Consider the following 16,535-nt stretch of genomic DNA (forward strand, 5'->3'; position numbering starts at 1 on the left):
TCCCGGGAAAGCAGGGCGCGGTGGCGGTGGGGATTCCACGGTTGGTTGCGACTGAAGCCGTCCCGGATGGCCCGTCGCGTTGGGGGTGTTGACCCGGCCGTAGCGCCTGCGATCGGCACCAGGGAGGTCCGCGACACCGGACGGGACGTTTCGCCCGCTCTATAACGGCGCGCTCTCGTGCACCGACAGCTTGATCCACTCAGAGTGCCGGCGTGATTATCCGGCGCTCGCGTTCGATAGCGAATGCGCTATCATACAGTCGTGGCGGAGATGGGTCCCAGCCGGCTGGAGGCGAGTCAGCGGTTAGCCGGCAACTTGCTGCGGCTGGCCCGGCTGCGCCGCGGATTGACCCAGCGGCAGCTCGCGGATCTCGCCAGCGTGCCGCAGTCCACGATCGGGCGGATCGAGACCTACCGGCAGCAGCCGACCCTGCCGTTGCTGGCCAAGTTGTTGGCGGCGGCGGATCTGGAGTTGCGGACCCGGATCGAGGACTACGACCGCCACGACGACGTGTTGGACGCGGAGCTGGCCCGGATGAGCGAGGCGCAGCGTCGTCGGCTGCGTCGGGCGCAGGACCGGTTCGCCGCGGCCCGGTAGTGGTCAACGAGTTGGATCCGGAGCGGCTGCTCGCGGTCTTGGTCGACGAGGGAGTCGAGTTTGTGTTCGTGGGCGGCTACGCCGCGCTGGTGCATGGGTCGAGCCAGCCGACTCAGGACGTCGACATCACGCCGTCCAGCACGGCGAACAATCTGAGCCGGCTCACGCGGGGCTGCTCCACACGGTGCCGACCCAGGCGGAGCCCGACACCGTGCTACCGCTAACCGCTAATGGTAGCGTTGAGATACCGCTCACTGGAGCTTTAGCTATCCGCTATCAGTAGCGTACTATTCCCTTGAAACGTAGCGTCCAGGGGTCCATGCCTGATTGCTGGGGCTTGCGCCCTGGCCTGACCGCGATGAAGGAGCTCCCCGGTGACCCACCCGCAGCTGCCTCCAGCTGATTTCACCTCCGGGTACGTGCCCCGCGTTATCGACGACGAGCTGGACGAGCTGCTCCCGCAGCTGCCTGCAGTACTCCTCGACGGGCCCAAGGCCGTGGGCAAGACCGCCACCGCGTCCCAACGTGCTCGCACCGTCTGGCGGCTGGACCGGCCGGAGGAACGCGAGATCGCCGAGGCAGACAGTGAACTGGTCTTGACGGGCGACCGACCCGTGCTCATCGACGAGTGGCAACGGGTGCCCGCGGTCTGGGAGGCGGTCAGGCGCGCGGTCGACGCGTCCCCGCTCGGTGGGCAGTACCTCCTCACCGGTTCCGCTCCGTCCGGCGGCACGCACTCTGGCGCCGGGCGGATCAGCGCACTGCGACTCCGCCCGCTCACGCTCCCCGAGCGCGGTGTGGTGCGACCGTCGGTGAGCTTGCGGACGCTGCTCGCCGGTGAGGTCGCCGAGGTAGCCGGCGCCTCGGCCGTGCGCGTGGCGAACTACACAGACCTCATACTCGGCTCGGGCTTTCCCGGCTTCCAGGGCCTGGCCGGTCGGGCGCTGACAGCGCAGCTCGACGGCTACGTGGACCGCATCGTGGATACGGACTTGGAGGAGGCCGGACTGAAGGTTCGCCGGCCCACCACCGTCCGGGCATGGCTGCGTGCCTACGCCGCCGCGACCGCGACCACCAGCTCATGGGAGACGATCCGCAACGCGGCAACCGGTGGGATGCACGACAAGCCCGCGAGAACGACGACGCTTCCGTATATCGACGCGTTGACCCGGCTTCGCATCCTCGACGAGGTGGACCCGTGGCTGCCCGGGAACAACCGCTTCAAGCGCTTGGCGCAGGCGGCCAAGCACCACCTCGCCGACCCTGCGCTTGCCTGCCGGCTCGCGGACGTCAGCCGAGCCGACTTGCTCCGCGGGCGGGGCGGGGCAGTCGCGATCCCGCGGAACGGAACGTTCCTTGGCGCCTTGTTCGAGTCGCTGACCGCCCTGTCGGTGCGGGTCTTCGCCCAGGCAGCAGATGCTCGCGTCGCGCACCTGCGGACCCGCGACGGTGATCACGAGGTAGACCTGATCGTCGAACGCAACGACGGCCGGGTGCTAGCCATCGAGACGAAGCTGTCCGCGACGGTGAGCGACCGGGACGTCCGACACCTCCGCTGGCTCCGAAACGTCATCGGTGACCAACTCCTCGACGCCGCAGTCGTCACGACGGGCTCGCACGCCTACCGCCGCTCCGACGGGATAGCGGTCCTGCCCCTCGGCGTGCTCGGCCCCTGACAACCCTGCCGGCAGGGCCAACGTCCCTGCGGGTCCACCTCGCCCGCCGGCGCTACCTCCCGCACTCCCGATACGACGACGCCCCCAGGTGGGGCGGATTCGGCAAGGAGCAGCACCGCAGAAGTGGGGGGCCAAAACGTGATCGTCTTTGCGGGTCTGCTCGAAAGCTACCTTCAAGATCACATAACGCTCAGCCGGCCTCCGGTTCGAGGATGCTGTCGACCCGGGGAGCGCTCCGATCAACGGCGCGGTCGTTTACTCACACCTGCCGTTCCCAAGCTGGCGGATGGGCCGACACCCCCGGACCCGCCCCTCCCCGTGCCCCCTTCCGCGCGGTGAGTGGGCGTTCGTGCCGGGGCAAACCGCCCACTCGGAGCCTGGGCGATCAGCCGATTCGCCCACTCGGCGTCCGGCGTCCGCCCCACTCGGCGTCCGGCGTCCGCCCCGCCCCGCCCGGCCCGGCCCAGCCCGGCCCGACCCGGGGACTGCCCCCTCAACGCCGCCGACTCGGCCGCACGTTGCGGCTGGAGAGCACGACCCGGGCGATCAGCGCCAGCCCGCACAACGCGGCCCCGATGAACACGCCGAGCGCGATGCTCGAGGTCCGCCCGCCGGTGGTCCGGGCGAGCACCGCCGTCCCCAGGATGATCGCGGCGAGCACCAGCCCGGCGGCCGCGACGTTCGCCAGCTTGTGCAGCCCCTTGAGGAACTCGACCTCGTCGAACGCCTGCACCCGCAGCTCGAAGTGCCCGCTGCCGAGGGCGTCCATCGCCCGGTTGACCCGGCCGGGGAGGGCCTCGGCGAACTCCCGGGTCTCGAGCAGGCCGCCGAGCAGGCGGCTCGGGGTGGTCTTCATCCCCTGGGTGAGGATCTCGGCGGTGTGCTTGCGCAGCGCCACCTCCGGCGCGAAGTCCGGGTCGAGGGTGACCGCGACCTGGTCGAGGTTCAGCAGCACCTTCCCGAGCATGGACAGCTCCGGGGCCGGTCGCAACCCGGCCTCCGCGGAGGCCCGGGCCAGCTCGAGGACCGCGGTGCCGGCCGGAAGCGACGGGCCCCCGGACACGGCGACGCGCGCCACGATGTCCGCAACCGCCCGGCCGAACGCCGCCTCGTCGTAGTCGTCCAGCTCGGTGCCGAGCTGCGCGAGCATCCGGGCCACCTCGTCGGAGCGGCCGTCGGCGAGCCCGACGAACATCTTGACCAGCCGCTCCCGCAGCCCGGGGGCGATCCGCGCCACCTGCCCGAGGTCGATGAGGGCGAGCCGGCCGTCGGTGGTGACCAGCACGTTCCCGGGGTGCGGGTCGGCATGGAAGACGCCCGCGGCGAGCACCTGGGTGAGGTACCCGCGAAACAGCGCATCCGCGAGCCCGGCGCCGTCGAGGTCGAGCCGGCCGAGCGGGGAGATGTCGGTGACCTTCCGGCCGTCGATGTAGTCCATCGTCAGCACCCGTCCGGTCGACAGGTCGTCGTAGGAGCGCGGCACGACGAGCCGGGGATGCTCGGCGAGGATCTCGCCGATCGAGGCGAGGTTCGCCGCCTCCCGCCGGTAGTCCAGCTCCCCGAGCATCGCCACCCGGAAGTGGGTGACCAGTTCGGCAAGGGCATAACGTCGACCGCGGTCGGTGTGCTCGTCGAGGAAAGTCGCGATCTGCTCCACCGCTTCGAGATCTTCAACGACCTGGCGGCGGATCCCGGGGCGCTGCACCTTCACCGCGACCAGCCGGTTCCCGCGCAGCGTCGCGCGGTGCACCTGACCGAGGGAGGCCGCCGCCAGCGGCTGCGGGTCGAAGTCCTCGAAGACCCGGGACAGCCGGACCGCGAGCTCCGTCTCGATGATCTCCTCGACCTCGGCGAAGCCGAACGGGGCGACGTCGTCCTGGAGCCGGGCCAGCGCATCGATGTAGGTGCCCGGCAGCAGGTCGACCCGGGACGCGAGCAGCTGCCCGAGCTTGACGAAGGTCGGCCCCATCGCCTCCAGCTCGTTGGCGAGCGCCTCCGCGTCGGCCTGCTGCCCCGGCGCGTCGGTCTCGTCGAGGATCTGGTCGAGACCCTGCGCGCGGACCAGTCCAGGACGGGCGTGGCGGAGCAGCAGCCCGGCGATCTGCCGGTAGCGGCGCAGGTGGGCGGGGTGCAAAGCGAGGGCCATGCTCGGTCTATGCCCCGCCCGGCGGCAGGCTACCGTCGCCGGGTGAACGACCGGCTCGATGTCGTCGTCCTGCACGGGGCGATCTGGGCGGAGCTGGAGACGGCCGCACTGCGCTGGCGGTTCGTCGCCCCCCGCCTGCTTTCGCTCGGCCTCGCCGAGCGGGTCACCGTCGTCGACTTCCCGCACTTCCGGCGCCGGGCGATGCTCGACCCGAGGTTCCCGCTGGTCCGGGAGCTGGGTCGGGACGCCACCGGGTTCCGGGTGCTCGACGCCACCGTCCCGGGTGGCGACCGGCCCAGGCCGGTCGATCGGGTCGGCTGGGCGAGGGTCGGCCGAGCCATCGCCGCGGCGCTCGGCCCGGCGGCGGGTCGGCGGATCGCCATCTCGGCGAGCCCGCTGTGGGTGCCGGTGCTGGCCCATCTCGACGTCGACCGGCGCGGCTTCGACGCCGAAGACGACTGGCGCTGCTACGACGGGGTGGCCCACCTGGCCGGCCGGGTCGGCGACGGTTACCGGCGGGCCGCCGGCCTCGATGCGGTGACCGCGAACTCGGGAGAGCTGGTCGCGCGGCTGTGGGCCGACTTCGGCCTGGCCGTCACCCACGTCGGCAACGGGGTCGACCGCGGCGCGTTCGCCCACCCCGGCCCGCCCCCCGCCGGGCTGCCGGACCGCCCGTTCGCGGTCTACGTCGGAACGATCCAGTCCCGGGTCGATCTGGGGATGCTGGAGGCCGCCGCCCGCCGGCTCGGCGCGGAGCTGCCGGTCGTGCTCGCCGGTCCGGCCGGACCGGAGTTCACCGCCCGGCTCGACGCCGGACCGTGGACCTGGCTGGGCCCGGTGCCGCACGAGCAGGTCCCCGGACTGCTCGCCGCCGCCGCGGTCGGGTTGCTCCCGCACCGGCGGAACGCGTTCACCGACAGCATGGAGCCGCTCAAGCTGCTCGAGTACCTGGCCGCCGGCCTGCCGGTGGTGGCTTCCCGGGTGGCCGGCGTGAACGGATGGGGGCCGGCGGTGACCGTCGTCGACAGCGGCACGGAGATGGCCGACGCGGTGCGCGCCGCGGCGCAGGCCCCGCCCGACCCGGCCAGGTCCCGCCAGCTGGTCGCGGACCGCGATTGGGACGACGTCACCCGCCGGCTGCTCGCCCGGCACGCGGGGGGATGACCGGGTGCGGCCGGTCGTCTGGGTGACCTCCGAGGCGAGCCCCCAACCCCGCTCCGGCGGGACGATCCGCACCCAGCGGCTGCTCGCCGCGCTGGCCTCCGCGACCCCGGTCGACCTCGTCGTGATCGGCGACGAGGTCGACGCCGACGCCCTCGCCGCAGCCACCGGCGCCGCCTCGGTCCGCTGGTTCCCGACCCTGCGGGCCCCGGTCAACCGCCCGGTCGCCGCGCGACACGGCTGGCCCGTGCCGACCGCCCGCTGCTGGCACCCGGCCGCGGTCCGCCTGGTCCGCGGGCTTCAGGCCGGCCGGCTCACCGTCGTCGAGCACTCCGCGCTGGCCCCCTACCGGCCGCTGCTCGGTCCCTACGTCTTCCACCTACAGAACGCCGAGGCCGCCCGGCTGGCCAGCCTGCCGGCGCCGGCCGGCCGGTGGCGGCGGGTCGAGCGGCGCTGGGACATCGCCCGGATGCGCCGGCTCGAACGGGCCGCCGCCGGCGACCCGCGGGCCCGCACCGTCGTGGTCAGCGAGATCGACGCGGCACTGGTCGGGGCCGGGGCCGCCACGGTGATCGCGAACGGCACCGACCTTCCGGCGAACCCGCCGCCCCCGCCGCCGGGAGCGGATCCGCTGTTCGTCGGCAGCCTCGACTACCCGCCGAACCGCGACGGGCTGGCCTGGTTCGCCGAGGCGGTCTGGCCGCTGCTCGGGCCCGACCGGCGGCCGGTCACCGTCGTCGGCCGGGGCGGCCCGGCGGCCCTCGGCTCGCTGGCCCGCCATCCCGCGCTGCGGGTCGTCGGCGAGGTCCCCGACGTCGGGCCGCACCTCGCCGGCGCCGGGTGCGTCGTCGTGCCCCTGCACGCCGGTTCCGGCAGCCGGCTCAAGGTGCTCGAGGCGCTGGCCTGGGCCCGTCCGGTCGTGTCGACCACGAAGGGCGTCGAGGGGATCCCCGACGCCGAGGGGGTGCTGCTCGCCGACCGGCCGGTCGACTTCGCGGCGGCGCTGACCCGGCTGCGCGCCGACCCGGGGCTCGCCGGTGCGCTCGGCTCGGGGGGCCGGCGGGTCGCCGAACGCTACGCGTGGCCGAGCCTGGCCGCGCGCTTCGTCGGGGTGTGCGCCGAGCTGCCCGGCGGGTGACCCGCGCGCCCCGGTTGCCGATGAGTTCACCCAATGTTTGCCTGCCGCAGCCCGGGGAGCTGGTATGCCTGGGGCATGGCTACTTCCCCCCAGACCGCCCTCCGCCGCTCCAGCCGGCTCGCCCTGCGGGTCGGGGCCGCCTCCGGCGTCGCCACCATGGGCTACCTCGGGGTGGCCCTGAGCTGGGTCGAAAGCCGACGCTGGACCTGGCGCTACGCCCGCGCGACCAGCGCCGCCCCGGCCTACCCCGCGGACCCCACCCACGCCCGCCGGACGCGCGGCAAGGCGGCGGCGAACCGGGCGGCCCGGCCGACCGGGCGCTGACCCCGGCGGGCCGCTAGCGTGTCGTGACCGCCCGCGCCGTCGGGCACGGAAGACCGGGAGTCCGTCGTGTGCGGGTGTGCTGGGCCTCGGCCGGCCGCGGATGCCTAGGGCGCTGGTCACCGGGATCACCGGGCAGGACGGGCTGTACCTCGCGGAGCTCCTCGTCGCGAAGGGCTACGACGTGTTCGGCCTGGTCCGCGGGCAGGGCAACCCGAAGCTCGCGAACGTCGAGCGGCTGGTCCCGCAGGTCCGGCTCGTCGAGGGGGATCTGCGCGACCTGCCGAGCCTGATCGGCGCGATGGAGGTCGCCCAGCCCGACGAGGTGTACAACCTCGGGGCGGTGAGCTTCGTCGGAACCTCGTGGCGGCGGGCGGAGCTGATCGGCGACGTCACCGGGATGGGAGCCCTGCGGGTCCTCGAGGCGGTTCGCGTGGTCTTCGGGAACGACCCCGGCCGGGTCCGGTGCTACCAGGCGTCCAGCTCGGAGATGTTCGGGAAGGCCCGCGAAGTGCCGCAGGTCGAGACGACGCCGTTCCACCCGCGGTCCCCGTACGGGGTGGCCAAGACCTACGGGCATTACATGGCCCTGAACTACCGCGAGTCCTACGGGATGTTCGCCTCCTGCGGGATCCTGTTCAACCACGAGAGCCCGCGGCGCCCGACCGAGTTCGTCACCCGCAAGGTGAGCCGCGGGGTGGCCCGGATCGCCCTCGGTCTGGACTCGACGATCAGTCTGGGGAACCTCGACGGCCGCCGGGACTGGGGGTTCGCCGGCGACTACGTCGCCGCGATGTGGTCGATGCTCCAGCAACCCGCCCCCGGGGATTTCGTCGTGGCCACCGGTGTCACCCACTCGATCCGCGATCTCATCGACGTCGCGTTCGCCCGGGTCGGCATCGAGGACTGGGGCCCGTTCGTCCGCCAGGACCCGTGCCTGTTCCGTCCCGCCGAGGTCGAGCTGCTCGTCGGGGACGCCGGGAAGGCCCGGGCGGAGCTGGGATGGGAACCGACGGTGGCTTTCCGCGAGCTCATCGCGATGATGGTCGACGCGGACCTGGCGGCCGAGCGCGCGCTGCTCGCCACGTCGCCGCGACTCGTCGAGTAGCTGCGGAGACGTCGTGGCAGGCAGTCCCACCGGCCCGGAGCGGGCGAGCGACGGGCTGGCCGGGGTGGGCGTCGTCGTCGTCGCGTACGCCTCGGCCGCCACGCTGCCGGCCTGCCTGCGGGCGTTGCCGGTCGGCCGGTTGCACGGTGTCGTCGTCGTCGACAACGCCTCCCCCGACGACACCGCCGCGGCCGTCGCCGGGTGCGGCGGGGTGCGGGTCGTGCGGCTGGCCCGCAACGTCGGCTTCGGCGCCGGCGCGATGGCCGGCGCGGCGGCGCTGCCGGACGCCCGGCTGCTGTGCTTGCTCAACCCGGACGCCCGGATCGACGCCGCCAACCTCGAAGCGCTGGTGCGCTACCTCGACCGGCGCGACGGCACCGGGCTGGTCGCGCCCCGCCTGTTCGCCCCGGACGGGACCCCCCTGACCTCCTCCGGCGAGCGGGCCACGCTGGCCAGCGAGCTGCGTTACGCGCTGCCGCGCCGGCTGGCCCGGTTCACCCCGGACCGCCGCCACCCGCCGGGGCGGGCCGCCTCCGGTCCGGTCGGCTACGTCGAGGGGGCGTGCCTGCTCGTCCGGGCCGACGCGTTCCGCGCGGTCGGCGGCTTCGACCCGGGGTTCTTCCTGTTCTTCGAGGAGCTCGACCTGGCCGAGCGGCTGCGCGCGGCCGGGCACGGCGTCGAGCTGTGCGCCGGCGCCCGGGCGGTGCATTCGGAAGGCGCCAGCCGGGCGGCCCTGCCCGGCGCCGGTCGGGTGCACTACGTCGCCTCCACCGTCCGCTATCTGCGCCGGCACCGGGGACGGCCCGCCGCGCTCGCCTACCGGCGCATCGCCGGCGGCTGGTGGTATCTCGCCGGGCTGACCGGTCGGCTCGACCGGGCGGAGACCCGGGCCTGGCGGGCGGCGCTGCACCTCGCGCCCCCCGCCCCGGCCCGCCCTGGTCACCCCCGGGTGCTGCTCGTCGCCGTCGAAGCACCCTGGCCGGCCCGGACCGGAGCCCAGCGCCGGCTCGGCGCCCTCAGCCGCCAGCTCGCCGGACGCGCCGACCTGGCGGTGCTCGCCGCGGTGCGCGACCCCGCCGCGCTGGACCCGCCGGGCGGATTCCCGGTGTGGGCGGTCCGCCGCTCGCCGAGCCGCTGGCGCTCCGCGCTGGCGATCGCCGCGGCGCTGCCGGGGCGCCGGCCGCTGTTCGCCGGGTTCTACCGGCGACGCAACGTGCGGACCGCGCTGCGCCGGGCCCTGGCGCTGCACCAGCCGCGGGTCGTGCTCACCCACGAGATCGGCGGCACCGCGGTGTGCCGCGGCGTGGTCGGACCGGCAATGACCGTGCTCGACCTGCACAACGCCGAGCACGACCTGTTCGCCGACCTGCCCGGCCTGCGCTGGCGGGTCGACGCCGGGCGGCTGCGCGGCTGGGCCCGCCGCGAGCTGCCCGGCTACGCCGCCGCGGCGGTGGTCTCCGCGGCCGACGCGGACAGCTACCGCCGGCTCGCCCCGGCCGCCCGGCTGGTGCTCGCGCCGAACGGCGCCGACCTGCCGGAGCGCGCGCGACCGGACCCGGGGGGCGCCCGGCTGCTGCTCCTCGGGGATCTCGGCTACCCGCCGAACGCGGAGGGGCTCGCCTGGCTGCTGCGTAACGTGGTCCCGCTGCTCCGCCAGCCGGTGACGATCCGCCACGTCGGCGGCGGCAAGCCGCCGCCCGGTTCGGGTGTCGAGGCGGCCGGTGTCGTCGACGACCTCACCCCGGAGTGGGCGCAGGCGGCGATGCTGCTGGTGCCGCTGCGCACCGGGGGCGGCACCCGGCTCAAGGTGCTCGAGGCGTTCGCGGCCGGCGTGCCGGTGGTCTCGACGAGCGTCGGCGTCGCCGGGCTCGACGGCGCGGCGGCCAGGGTGGCCGACGAGCCGGCCGCTTTCGCCGCGGCCGTCGACGCCCTGCTCGACGAGCCGGGGACCCGGGCGGCGCTCGCCGACGCCGGCCGCCGGCTGGTCGAAGACCGCTACACCTGGGACCGGACGCTGCGCCCGCTGGTCGACACCGTCACCGATCTCGCCCGCTGAGCGCCGCGGTCAGCGCCGCGAGCTCCCCCGGCCAGGCAGCCAGACGTTCGGCGTGCAGCGCGGCCATCGCCGCGGACAGCTCCGCCGGCCGGCGAAGCGCCTCGGTGACCGCGGCGGCGATCCCGGCGCCGTCGGCGGTGGTGTAGACGGCGGCCGGCCCGAAGAAGTCGCGGAGCACCGCGGTGTCGCTGGTCACCAGCGGCCGGTGGCAGTCCAGCGCCTCGTAGCCGCCGCGCTGCATGGTGAGTTCCCGGGTGGTCAGGGCGACGACGACGTCGGCGCCGGCGATCTGCGCCAGGTAGTCGGGCTCGGCGAGCCAGCCGGTGAGCTCGACCAGGCCGGCGAGGGCGTCCCGCGCGGCCGGGGGCGGGGCGCCGGTGACCAGGATCCGGATCCCGTCGAGCCGCCGGGCGGCGTCGGCGAGCGCGGCGACCGGCTCGTCGTTGTTCCAGCCGGCGGCGACCACGACGGTGGGCCGGGCGTGCGCGCGCCCCGCCGGGGTCGCGGCGAGCGGCGGGTCGTGCACGGCCGACACCCGGATGCCCTGGGCCCGCAGGTGCTCGGCGAGCCGCTCGGTGGTGACCACGGTGAGCCGGGCCCGGCGGGCGACGGCCCGGACCGCCGGCCACGACCAGGTCCACTTCGGGTCGTTGACCGCCCCGGTGTGCAGGTCGAGGACCAGCGGGATCCCCCGGCGCCGGGCCAGCAGCCAGCCGGTGACCGCCGCCGGGGTCGGCGGCACCATGACGATGAGGCTGGCGGGTGCCGACCGGCGGACCGCCCGCCAGGTACGCCAGGTCGAGCGCAGGTAGCGCAGCGGGGAGCTGACCGGGCGCAGGATCGCGTCGGCGACGAACAGGATCTCGGCGTCGAGGGCGGCGGCCAGGGCGGTGCTGCGCGCGTGGCCGCGGGTCCAGCACACGAACAGCGGCCGGCCGGCCGGGCCGGGCATCAGCCGGTGCGGCGACGGACCAGGACCTCGCGGGCGGCCAGGGCGACGAACCGCGGGTTGCCGACCAGGTATCGGCCGGCCATCCGGCGCGGCTCCTGCCACAGCCGGTAGCTCCATTCCAGCCCGGCGCGTTGCATCCACACCGGGGCCCGGCGCCGCACCCCGGAGAGCACGTCGAAGGACCCGCCGACCCCAACGATGAGCGGCGCGCCGAGCGCCTCCCGCTGGCGGACGGCGAACAGCTCCTTGGTCGGGCTCGGCATGCCGAGGAACACGACGGTGGGCTCGGTCGCCGCGATCTCGGCGACCACGTCGTCGGCGTCGGCCGGCGCGAAGTAGCCGTCCCGCCAGCCGGCGACCCGCAACGCCGGGTGCCGGGCGGTCACGGTCTCGGCCAGTTGGTCCACGATGGGGGCGGTGCCGCCGAGGAAGTACACCGACCAGCCGGCGGTCTCGGCGTGGCCGAGCAGCGCCGACATGATGTCGATCCCGGCCACCCGACCGGGCACGTCGAGGCCGAGCCGGCGGGCCGTCCACACGCACGACATCCCGTCCAGGCTGCACATCGTCGCGGCCTTCAGCGCGGCCCGCAGCTCGGTGTCCTCGCGAATCATGAGCACGGTGTGCGCGTTGAGCCCGAGGTGCACATGCGAGCCGCCGGAGCGGACCAGCGTGTCGAGCCGGTCCAGCGTGTCCGGCAGGTCGAGCAGGTCAAGCGGCACGTCGAACAGCTGCGGCCGGCCGTCGAGGGTGGCGACGGCCGGGGTGACGATCGGGGAGGCGCTGACCGCTACGTAGCTCGCCATCCCACCTCCGCGGCGCCGTCCACAGTCGCCCCTCGTGTTCCCGAGACATCCGTAAGCTTCTCGCGTTTACGCTGTGTACGCGCGCCCGCCATGCGGATCCAGCCTAGCCTCCCGTCCGAACCGGACGGGATCGGACATTTCACAACGGAGGGAGCTGCCGTGCCGGCCCCCGACGTCGCCGTGGTCTTCGGTACCCGCCCGGAAATCGTCAAACTCGCCGGCATCGTGCGCCGGCTGGGCTCCCGATCGTGGACGCTGCACACCGGACAGCATTACGACGACGCCCTGGCCGGGACCTTCCTGTCCGACCTGGGTTTCGGGCGACCGTCGGTGACCTTGGGGATCGGCGGCCTGAGCCGCGGCGCGCAGATCGGCGCCGCCACCGCCGCGCTCGCCGAGCGGCTCGCCGCCGAACGGCCGGGCGCGGTCGTCGTCCAGGGCGACACGAACTCCACGCTGGCCGGGGCGCTGGCCGCCAACGCGGCCGGGGTTCCGCTGGTGCACGTCGAGGCCGGCCTGCGCAGCTTCGACCGCAGCATGCCCGAGGAGCACAACCGGCGGCTCGCGGACCATCTCGCCGACCTGTGCCTCGCCCCGTCGGAGACCGCGGTCGGCAACCTGCTCGCCGAAGGCATCCCCGCCGAGCGGGTCGTGCTCACCGGCAACACCGTCGTCGAGGTCACCACCGACCTGATGCCGAGCTCGCGGCAACGGGCCGCCCACCTGGACCGGCACGGGCTGGTCGCCGAGAACTACATCCTCGCGACCTTCCACCGCCCGGAGAACGTCGACGGGCCGACGCTGGAGATCATCCTCGACGAGCTGGCGTCGCTGCCGCTGCCGGTGGTGCTGCCGCTGCACCCGCGGACCCGGGCCCAGGTGGCCCGCCGCGGGCTGGAGGACCGGCTGCGGGCGCTGCGGGTGCTGGAGCCGCTGCCCTACCCGACATTTCTCGGCCTGGTCGCCGACGCCGCCCTGCTCGTGTCCGACTCCGGCGGCATCCAGGAGGAGGCCAGCGTGCTCGGGCGACCGGTCGTCGTCGTCCGCAACGCCACCGAGCGGCCCGAGGTCCTCGGCGGGGTGGCGACCCTCGTGCGAGCCGAGCCGGGCGCGATCGGCGGCGGCGCGCGGGCCATCCTCGACGACCTCGACGCGACCCTGGCGCGGCTGGCCAAGCTGCCCTGCCCGTACGGCGACGGGACTGCGTCGAAGCGGTCGGTCGAGGCGATCGAGCTGCTGCTGGAGGGCCGGCTGCCCGCGCCGGCAGCCCCGGCCGCCCGCTAGCGTGCTCGCCCGGACCACCCCGGCGAAGGCCACCGATGCCGGCCGCTGAGCGCCCGACGGTCGGCTGCGACGAGCGGCTCGCGGCGATCGTCGCGCTGCTCGGGGCGCGCGCCTGGGGTCCGATCGACGGTTTCCTCGCCGGACCGGACGTGGCCGCGGTGTCCGCCGGCTTCCGGCTGCGCGACGGCACGCCCTGCCCGGTGCCACCGACCTGCGAGGTCCCCGGATCACCGGGGATCACCGCCGGGGTCACCACCGAGCTGCGGGACGGCGAAGGGCGCCTGCTGGGCACCGTCGAGGTGCGCGCCGTCGAACCGCTGCCCGACGGTCGGGTCCGGATCGCGGGCCCGGTGCGCGTGCCGGGCGCCGGGCCGCCGGCCGGGCCGGGCGCCGCGCACGTCGTCGTAGTGCCCGAGGACACCGATCCCGCCGCCGCCGCGGCCACCCGGACCGGGTCGGTCGTGCAGTTCGCCATCGGGCCGGCGCCCCTCGACGACGCCCGGGCGCACCGCCGGCTGGCCACGATCCGCCGGGCCTGCGGACCGGATCGGGTGCGCGTGCTGCGCACCCCGTGGGCCGGCCGGACCCCGGCCGAGCTCGCCCACCAGGCCCTCGCCGCGCGTTCCGCCGGCGCCACCGAGGTCAGCCTGCCCCCGCACGCGGTCGCGTTCGTCGGCGAGCTCCTCCCCGACCTGCGGCTGCGACCGGCCCCCGAGCTGGACCGCCGCGGGCCGGCGGAACCGCGCCCCGGGCTCACCTTCTTCTTCACCGGACTGTCCGGATCCGGCAAGTCGACCATCGCCCGGGCGCTGGTCGACCGGCTCCTCGACGCCGGGCGGGCGGTCACCCTCCTCGACGGCGACGTGGTGCGCACGCACCTGTCGGCCGGCCTGGGCTTCACCCGCGCCGACCGGGAGACCAACATCCGCCGGGTCGGGTTCGTCGCGGCGGAGGTGACCAAGCACGGGGGGGTCGCGGTCTGCGCACTGATCGCCCCGTACGACGGGCCGCGGCGCTCGGTGCGGGCCATGGTCGAGCGGGAGGGCAGGTTCGTCCTCGTCCACGTGGCGACCACGCTGGAGGTCTGCGAGCAGCGCGACGTCAAGGGCCTCTACGCCCGGGCCCGCCGCGGCGAGCTCACCGAGTTCACCGGCGTCTCCGACCCGTTCGAGCCGCCGGCGGACGCGGACGTGGTCGTCGACGCGGGGACCGGGTCGGTCGAGGACGCAGTCGACCGGATCCTCGCCGCGGTGCCGGTCGGGCGCGGCGACCCGTTTTCGGTACCCGGGCTCGGTACCGTCTGACGGTGCCCCTCACCGGCCCGCTCGCCGTGCTGGCACTCGTCGGTGCGTCCGCCCTGGCCGGCTACTCGCTGGAGAACGCCCCGCCGCCGGTCGCGAGCACCCTCGCGGCGGAACCCGTCGTCGTATCGCCCGCCCCGTCGGCCCCGCCGCGCCCGGTCACGGTGGTCAGCCCCACCGCCACGGCGTCGCCGACGCCGGCGCCCAACCCCGCGGCGCTGGTCGCCCCCTACCGGAAGCTGATCCTCGTTCCCGGCAGCCGGGGGCCGGCCGTCTCGGTGGTCCAGCACCTGCTCGGCATCCCGGCGACCGGCGTCTTCGACGCCGCGACGGTGACCGCGGTCAAGCAGTTCCAGGGCAGTCACGGCATCGGGCGAACCGGGAACGTGGGGCCGTACACCTGGACGGCGCTGTCCCAGCTGCGCTAGTAGGCGCCGCGACCCCTGAGCACGGCGAACAGCGTCTTCCACAGGATCAGCACCTCGAGCGCTGGTGACCAGTTCTCCACGTAGTACAGGTCGAGGCGGACGCTGTCCTCCCAGGACAGGTCCGACCTTCCCGAGACCTGCCACAGCCCGGTGATCCCGGGTTTCACGAGCAGGCGGCGCCGGACGTCGTCGGCGTAGCGTTCCACCTCGCTGGCCAGCGGCGGCCGCGGCCCGACCAGGGCCATGTCGCCCTTGACCACGTTCCACAGCTGGGGCAGCTCGTCGATGGAGAACTTGCGGAGCCACCGCCCGAGGGTGGTCACCCGGGGGTCCTGGCGGATCTTGAACAGCAGCCCGTCGGCGGCCTCGTTTCGGTGTTGGAGGGACTCCAGGTCCGATTCGGCGCCGGCCGACATCGTGCGCAGCTTGAAGAGGGTGAACGCCGCCCCGTGCTGCCCGACGCGGCGCTGGCGGAACAGCGCCGGGCCGGGGCTCGTCGCCCGGATGCCCAGCGCGAGCAGGCCGAGCACCGGCGAGCACACCAGAAGAAACAGTCCGGCGGCGACCCGCTCGACGAAACGCGTCGCGGTCGGGATCGGCCCGGAGAAGTCGGGCTCCTCGACGTACAGCAGCGGCAGGCCCGCCACCGGGCGGATGCTGATCCGCGGGCCGGCGACGTCGGTGAGCCGGGGGGCGACCACCAGGCTCGTCCCGGATCCTTCGAGCTGCCAGGACAGCCGGCGCAGCTCGAGGGAGGACACGTGCGGCCCGGCGGTGACCGCCACCGTGTCGGCGTGGACCGCCGCGACGGCGGCCCGCACGTTCGCCAGCGAACCGACGATCGGAATCCCAAGGCCGTCGAGCAGGTCGGACGCGGCGTCGGGCACGCAGGCCGCCACGATCACGAACCCGGCGTAGGGCTCCCGCTGGACCTGGCGGTACAGCTCGAGGACGGAGGGCGGATCGCCGACCGCCACGACCCGGTGCACGCACCGGCCGACCGCCCGGTAGCGGTGCAGCACCCGCCGCGCGAGGTAGCGGTCGAGGAGGAGCAGCAGGACACCCAGCGGTAGCGCGTAGGCCAGGTAGCCGCGGGCGATGTAGAACTTGAGGGCGAACGCGACCCCGGCGATCAGGGCCACCATCCGCACCGAGGCGTTGATCACCCGCTTGAACTCGACCGACCCGGTCCCGAGGTGGCGCACGTCGTAGGCGCCGCTCAGCGCCAGCATGGCCACCCACACCGGAGCGAGCGCGCAGGACACCCCGAGGTAGGGGATGCCTTTCACCGAAACGTGAGCCTGCAGCCCGAACCGGGCCCCGATAGCGACGGCCGCAGCCGCGAGCACCACCAGCAGGTCCGCCGCGACGAGCGCCGCCCGGTACCGACGGCCCCACCGGGACGGTCGGGTGGCCCCGCCCGGCTCGACGTCGGACGTGGGCCTGCCGCGCGTGGCCACGAACTGTGTCGTCGGCACTGGCACCCTGCCCAACCGCGTGACGTCGGCTTACCCGCAGATCGTACGGAACGCGGGGCAGGCTGGGAACCGAGGTGAGTCTC

Annotated in this window: 14 protein-coding genes; 10 read left to right on the plus strand and 4 right to left on the minus strand. The window is 74.7% G+C overall.

What is annotated here, in order from left to right:
- Positions 1-270: 270 nt before the first annotated feature.
- Both VNG13_04560 and VNG13_04565 read left to right on the plus strand, forming a co-directional pair.
- Positions 271-597: a helix-turn-helix transcriptional regulator gene (locus VNG13_04560; protein ID HVA59792.1), complete on the plus strand. Its 327-nt coding sequence runs from the start codon at positions 271-273 to the stop codon at positions 595-597.
- Between the two features lie 374 nt (positions 598-971).
- Positions 972-2,273, plus strand: coding sequence for a DUF4143 domain-containing protein (locus VNG13_04565; protein HVA59793.1), 1,302 nt, complete (start codon positions 972-974; stop codon positions 2,271-2,273).
- Between the two features lie 493 nt (positions 2,274-2,766).
- On the opposite strand, the gene VNG13_04570 is transcribed toward VNG13_04565, so the two are convergent.
- A complete protein-coding gene (locus VNG13_04570; protein ID HVA59794.1) occupies positions 2,767-4,419 on the minus strand; it encodes an AarF/UbiB family protein in 1,653 nt (550 codons plus the stop codon).
- 42 nt (positions 4,420-4,461) lie between these two features.
- On the opposite strand from VNG13_04570, the gene VNG13_04575 reads away from it, so the two are divergent.
- From VNG13_04575 to VNG13_04595, 5 genes are all read left to right on the plus strand, one after another.
- Positions 4,462-5,583: a glycosyltransferase gene (locus VNG13_04575; GenBank protein HVA59795.1), complete on the plus strand. Its 1,122-nt coding sequence runs from the start codon at positions 4,462-4,464 to the stop codon at positions 5,581-5,583.
- A 4-nt stretch (positions 5,584-5,587) separates the two neighbouring features.
- Complete coding sequence (locus VNG13_04580; GenBank protein ID HVA59796.1) at positions 5,588-6,718, plus strand: glycosyltransferase; 1,131 nt, start codon at positions 5,588-5,590, stop codon at positions 6,716-6,718.
- A gap of 75 nt (positions 6,719-6,793) precedes the next feature.
- The gene (locus tag VNG13_04585) at positions 6,794-7,042 is read left to right on the plus strand and encodes a hypothetical protein (GenBank protein ID HVA59797.1); all 249 of its coding nucleotides are present in this window, start codon (positions 6,794-6,796) and stop codon (positions 7,040-7,042) included.
- 100 nt (positions 7,043-7,142) lie between these two features.
- Complete coding sequence (locus VNG13_04590) at positions 7,143-8,147, plus strand: GDP-mannose 4,6-dehydratase (protein HVA59798.1); 1,005 nt, start codon at positions 7,143-7,145, stop codon at positions 8,145-8,147.
- A 13-nt stretch (positions 8,148-8,160) separates the two neighbouring features.
- Positions 8,161-10,203 (plus strand): glycosyltransferase, encoded by a 2,043-nt coding sequence (locus VNG13_04595; protein HVA59799.1) that lies wholly within the window; start codon positions 8,161-8,163, stop codon positions 10,201-10,203.
- On the opposite strand, the gene VNG13_04600 is transcribed toward VNG13_04595, so the two are convergent.
- Together VNG13_04600 and VNG13_04605 are read right to left on the minus strand one after the other, a co-directional pair.
- Positions 10,184-11,155, minus strand: a complete 972-nt coding sequence (locus tag VNG13_04600; GenBank protein HVA59800.1) for a glycosyltransferase — start codon at positions 11,153-11,155, stop codon at positions 10,184-10,186. The genes VNG13_04595 and VNG13_04600 overlap by 20 nt on opposite strands.
- On the minus strand, positions 11,155-11,961 hold the full coding sequence (locus VNG13_04605) for a WecB/TagA/CpsF family glycosyltransferase (protein ID HVA59801.1): 807 nt from the start codon (positions 11,959-11,961) through the stop codon (positions 11,155-11,157). The genes VNG13_04600 and VNG13_04605 overlap by 1 nt, the downstream gene beginning before the upstream one ends.
- Before the next feature lie 159 nt (positions 11,962-12,120).
- Here VNG13_04605 and wecB point away from each other — a divergent pair, with 159 nt between their 5' ends.
- Genes wecB through VNG13_04620 form a run of 3 tightly spaced genes read left to right on the plus strand, consistent with a single transcriptional unit; the run spans position 12,121 to position 14,974 of the window.
- Positions 12,121-13,245, plus strand: a complete 1,125-nt coding sequence (wecB, locus tag VNG13_04610; protein ID HVA59802.1) for a UDP-N-acetylglucosamine 2-epimerase (non-hydrolyzing) — start codon at positions 12,121-12,123, stop codon at positions 13,243-13,245.
- 35 nt (positions 13,246-13,280) lie between these two features.
- Positions 13,281-14,549: an adenylyl-sulfate kinase gene (cysC, locus tag VNG13_04615; GenBank protein ID HVA59803.1), complete on the plus strand. Its 1,269-nt coding sequence runs from the start codon at positions 13,281-13,283 to the stop codon at positions 14,547-14,549.
- 2 nt (positions 14,550-14,551) lie between these two features.
- Positions 14,552-14,974, plus strand: coding sequence for a peptidoglycan-binding domain-containing protein (locus VNG13_04620; protein HVA59804.1), 423 nt, complete (start codon positions 14,552-14,554; stop codon positions 14,972-14,974).
- On the opposite strand, the gene VNG13_04625 is transcribed toward VNG13_04620, so the two are convergent.
- Complete coding sequence (locus tag VNG13_04625) at positions 14,971-16,434, minus strand: sugar transferase (protein ID HVA59805.1); 1,464 nt, start codon at positions 16,432-16,434, stop codon at positions 14,971-14,973. The genes VNG13_04620 and VNG13_04625 overlap by 4 nt on opposite strands.
- Between the last annotated feature and the right edge of the window lie 101 nt (positions 16,435-16,535).

The sequence above is a fragment of the Mycobacteriales bacterium genome (assembly GCA_035533475.1).
Lineage (GTDB): Bacteria > Actinomycetota > Actinomycetes > DATLTS01 > DATLTS01 > DATLTS01.

Bases quoted from the DNA above. Each gene is read 5' to 3' on its own strand.
- VNG13_04560 (HVA59792.1), top strand. From the start codon at position 271: ATGGGTCCCAGCCGGCTGGAGGCGAGTCAGCGGTTAGCCGGCAACTTG.
- cysC (HVA59803.1), top strand. From the start codon at position 13,281: ATGCCGGCCGCTGAGCGCCCGACGGTCGGCTGCGACGAGCGGCTCGCG.
- VNG13_04590 (HVA59798.1), top strand. From the start codon at position 7,143: ATGCCTAGGGCGCTGGTCACCGGGATCACCGGGCAGGACGGGCTGTAC.
- VNG13_04600 (HVA59800.1), bottom strand. From the start codon at position 11,155: ATGCCCGGCCCGGCCGGCCGGCCGCTGTTCGTGTGCTGGACCCGCGGC.
- VNG13_04585 (HVA59797.1), top strand. From the start codon at position 6,794: ATGGCTACTTCCCCCCAGACCGCCCTCCGCCGCTCCAGCCGGCTCGCC.
- VNG13_04570 (HVA59794.1), bottom strand. From the start codon at position 4,419: ATGGCCCTCGCTTTGCACCCCGCCCACCTGCGCCGCTACCGGCAGATC.
- VNG13_04605 (HVA59801.1), bottom strand. From the start codon at position 11,961: ATGGCGAGCTACGTAGCGGTCAGCGCCTCCCCGATCGTCACCCCGGCC.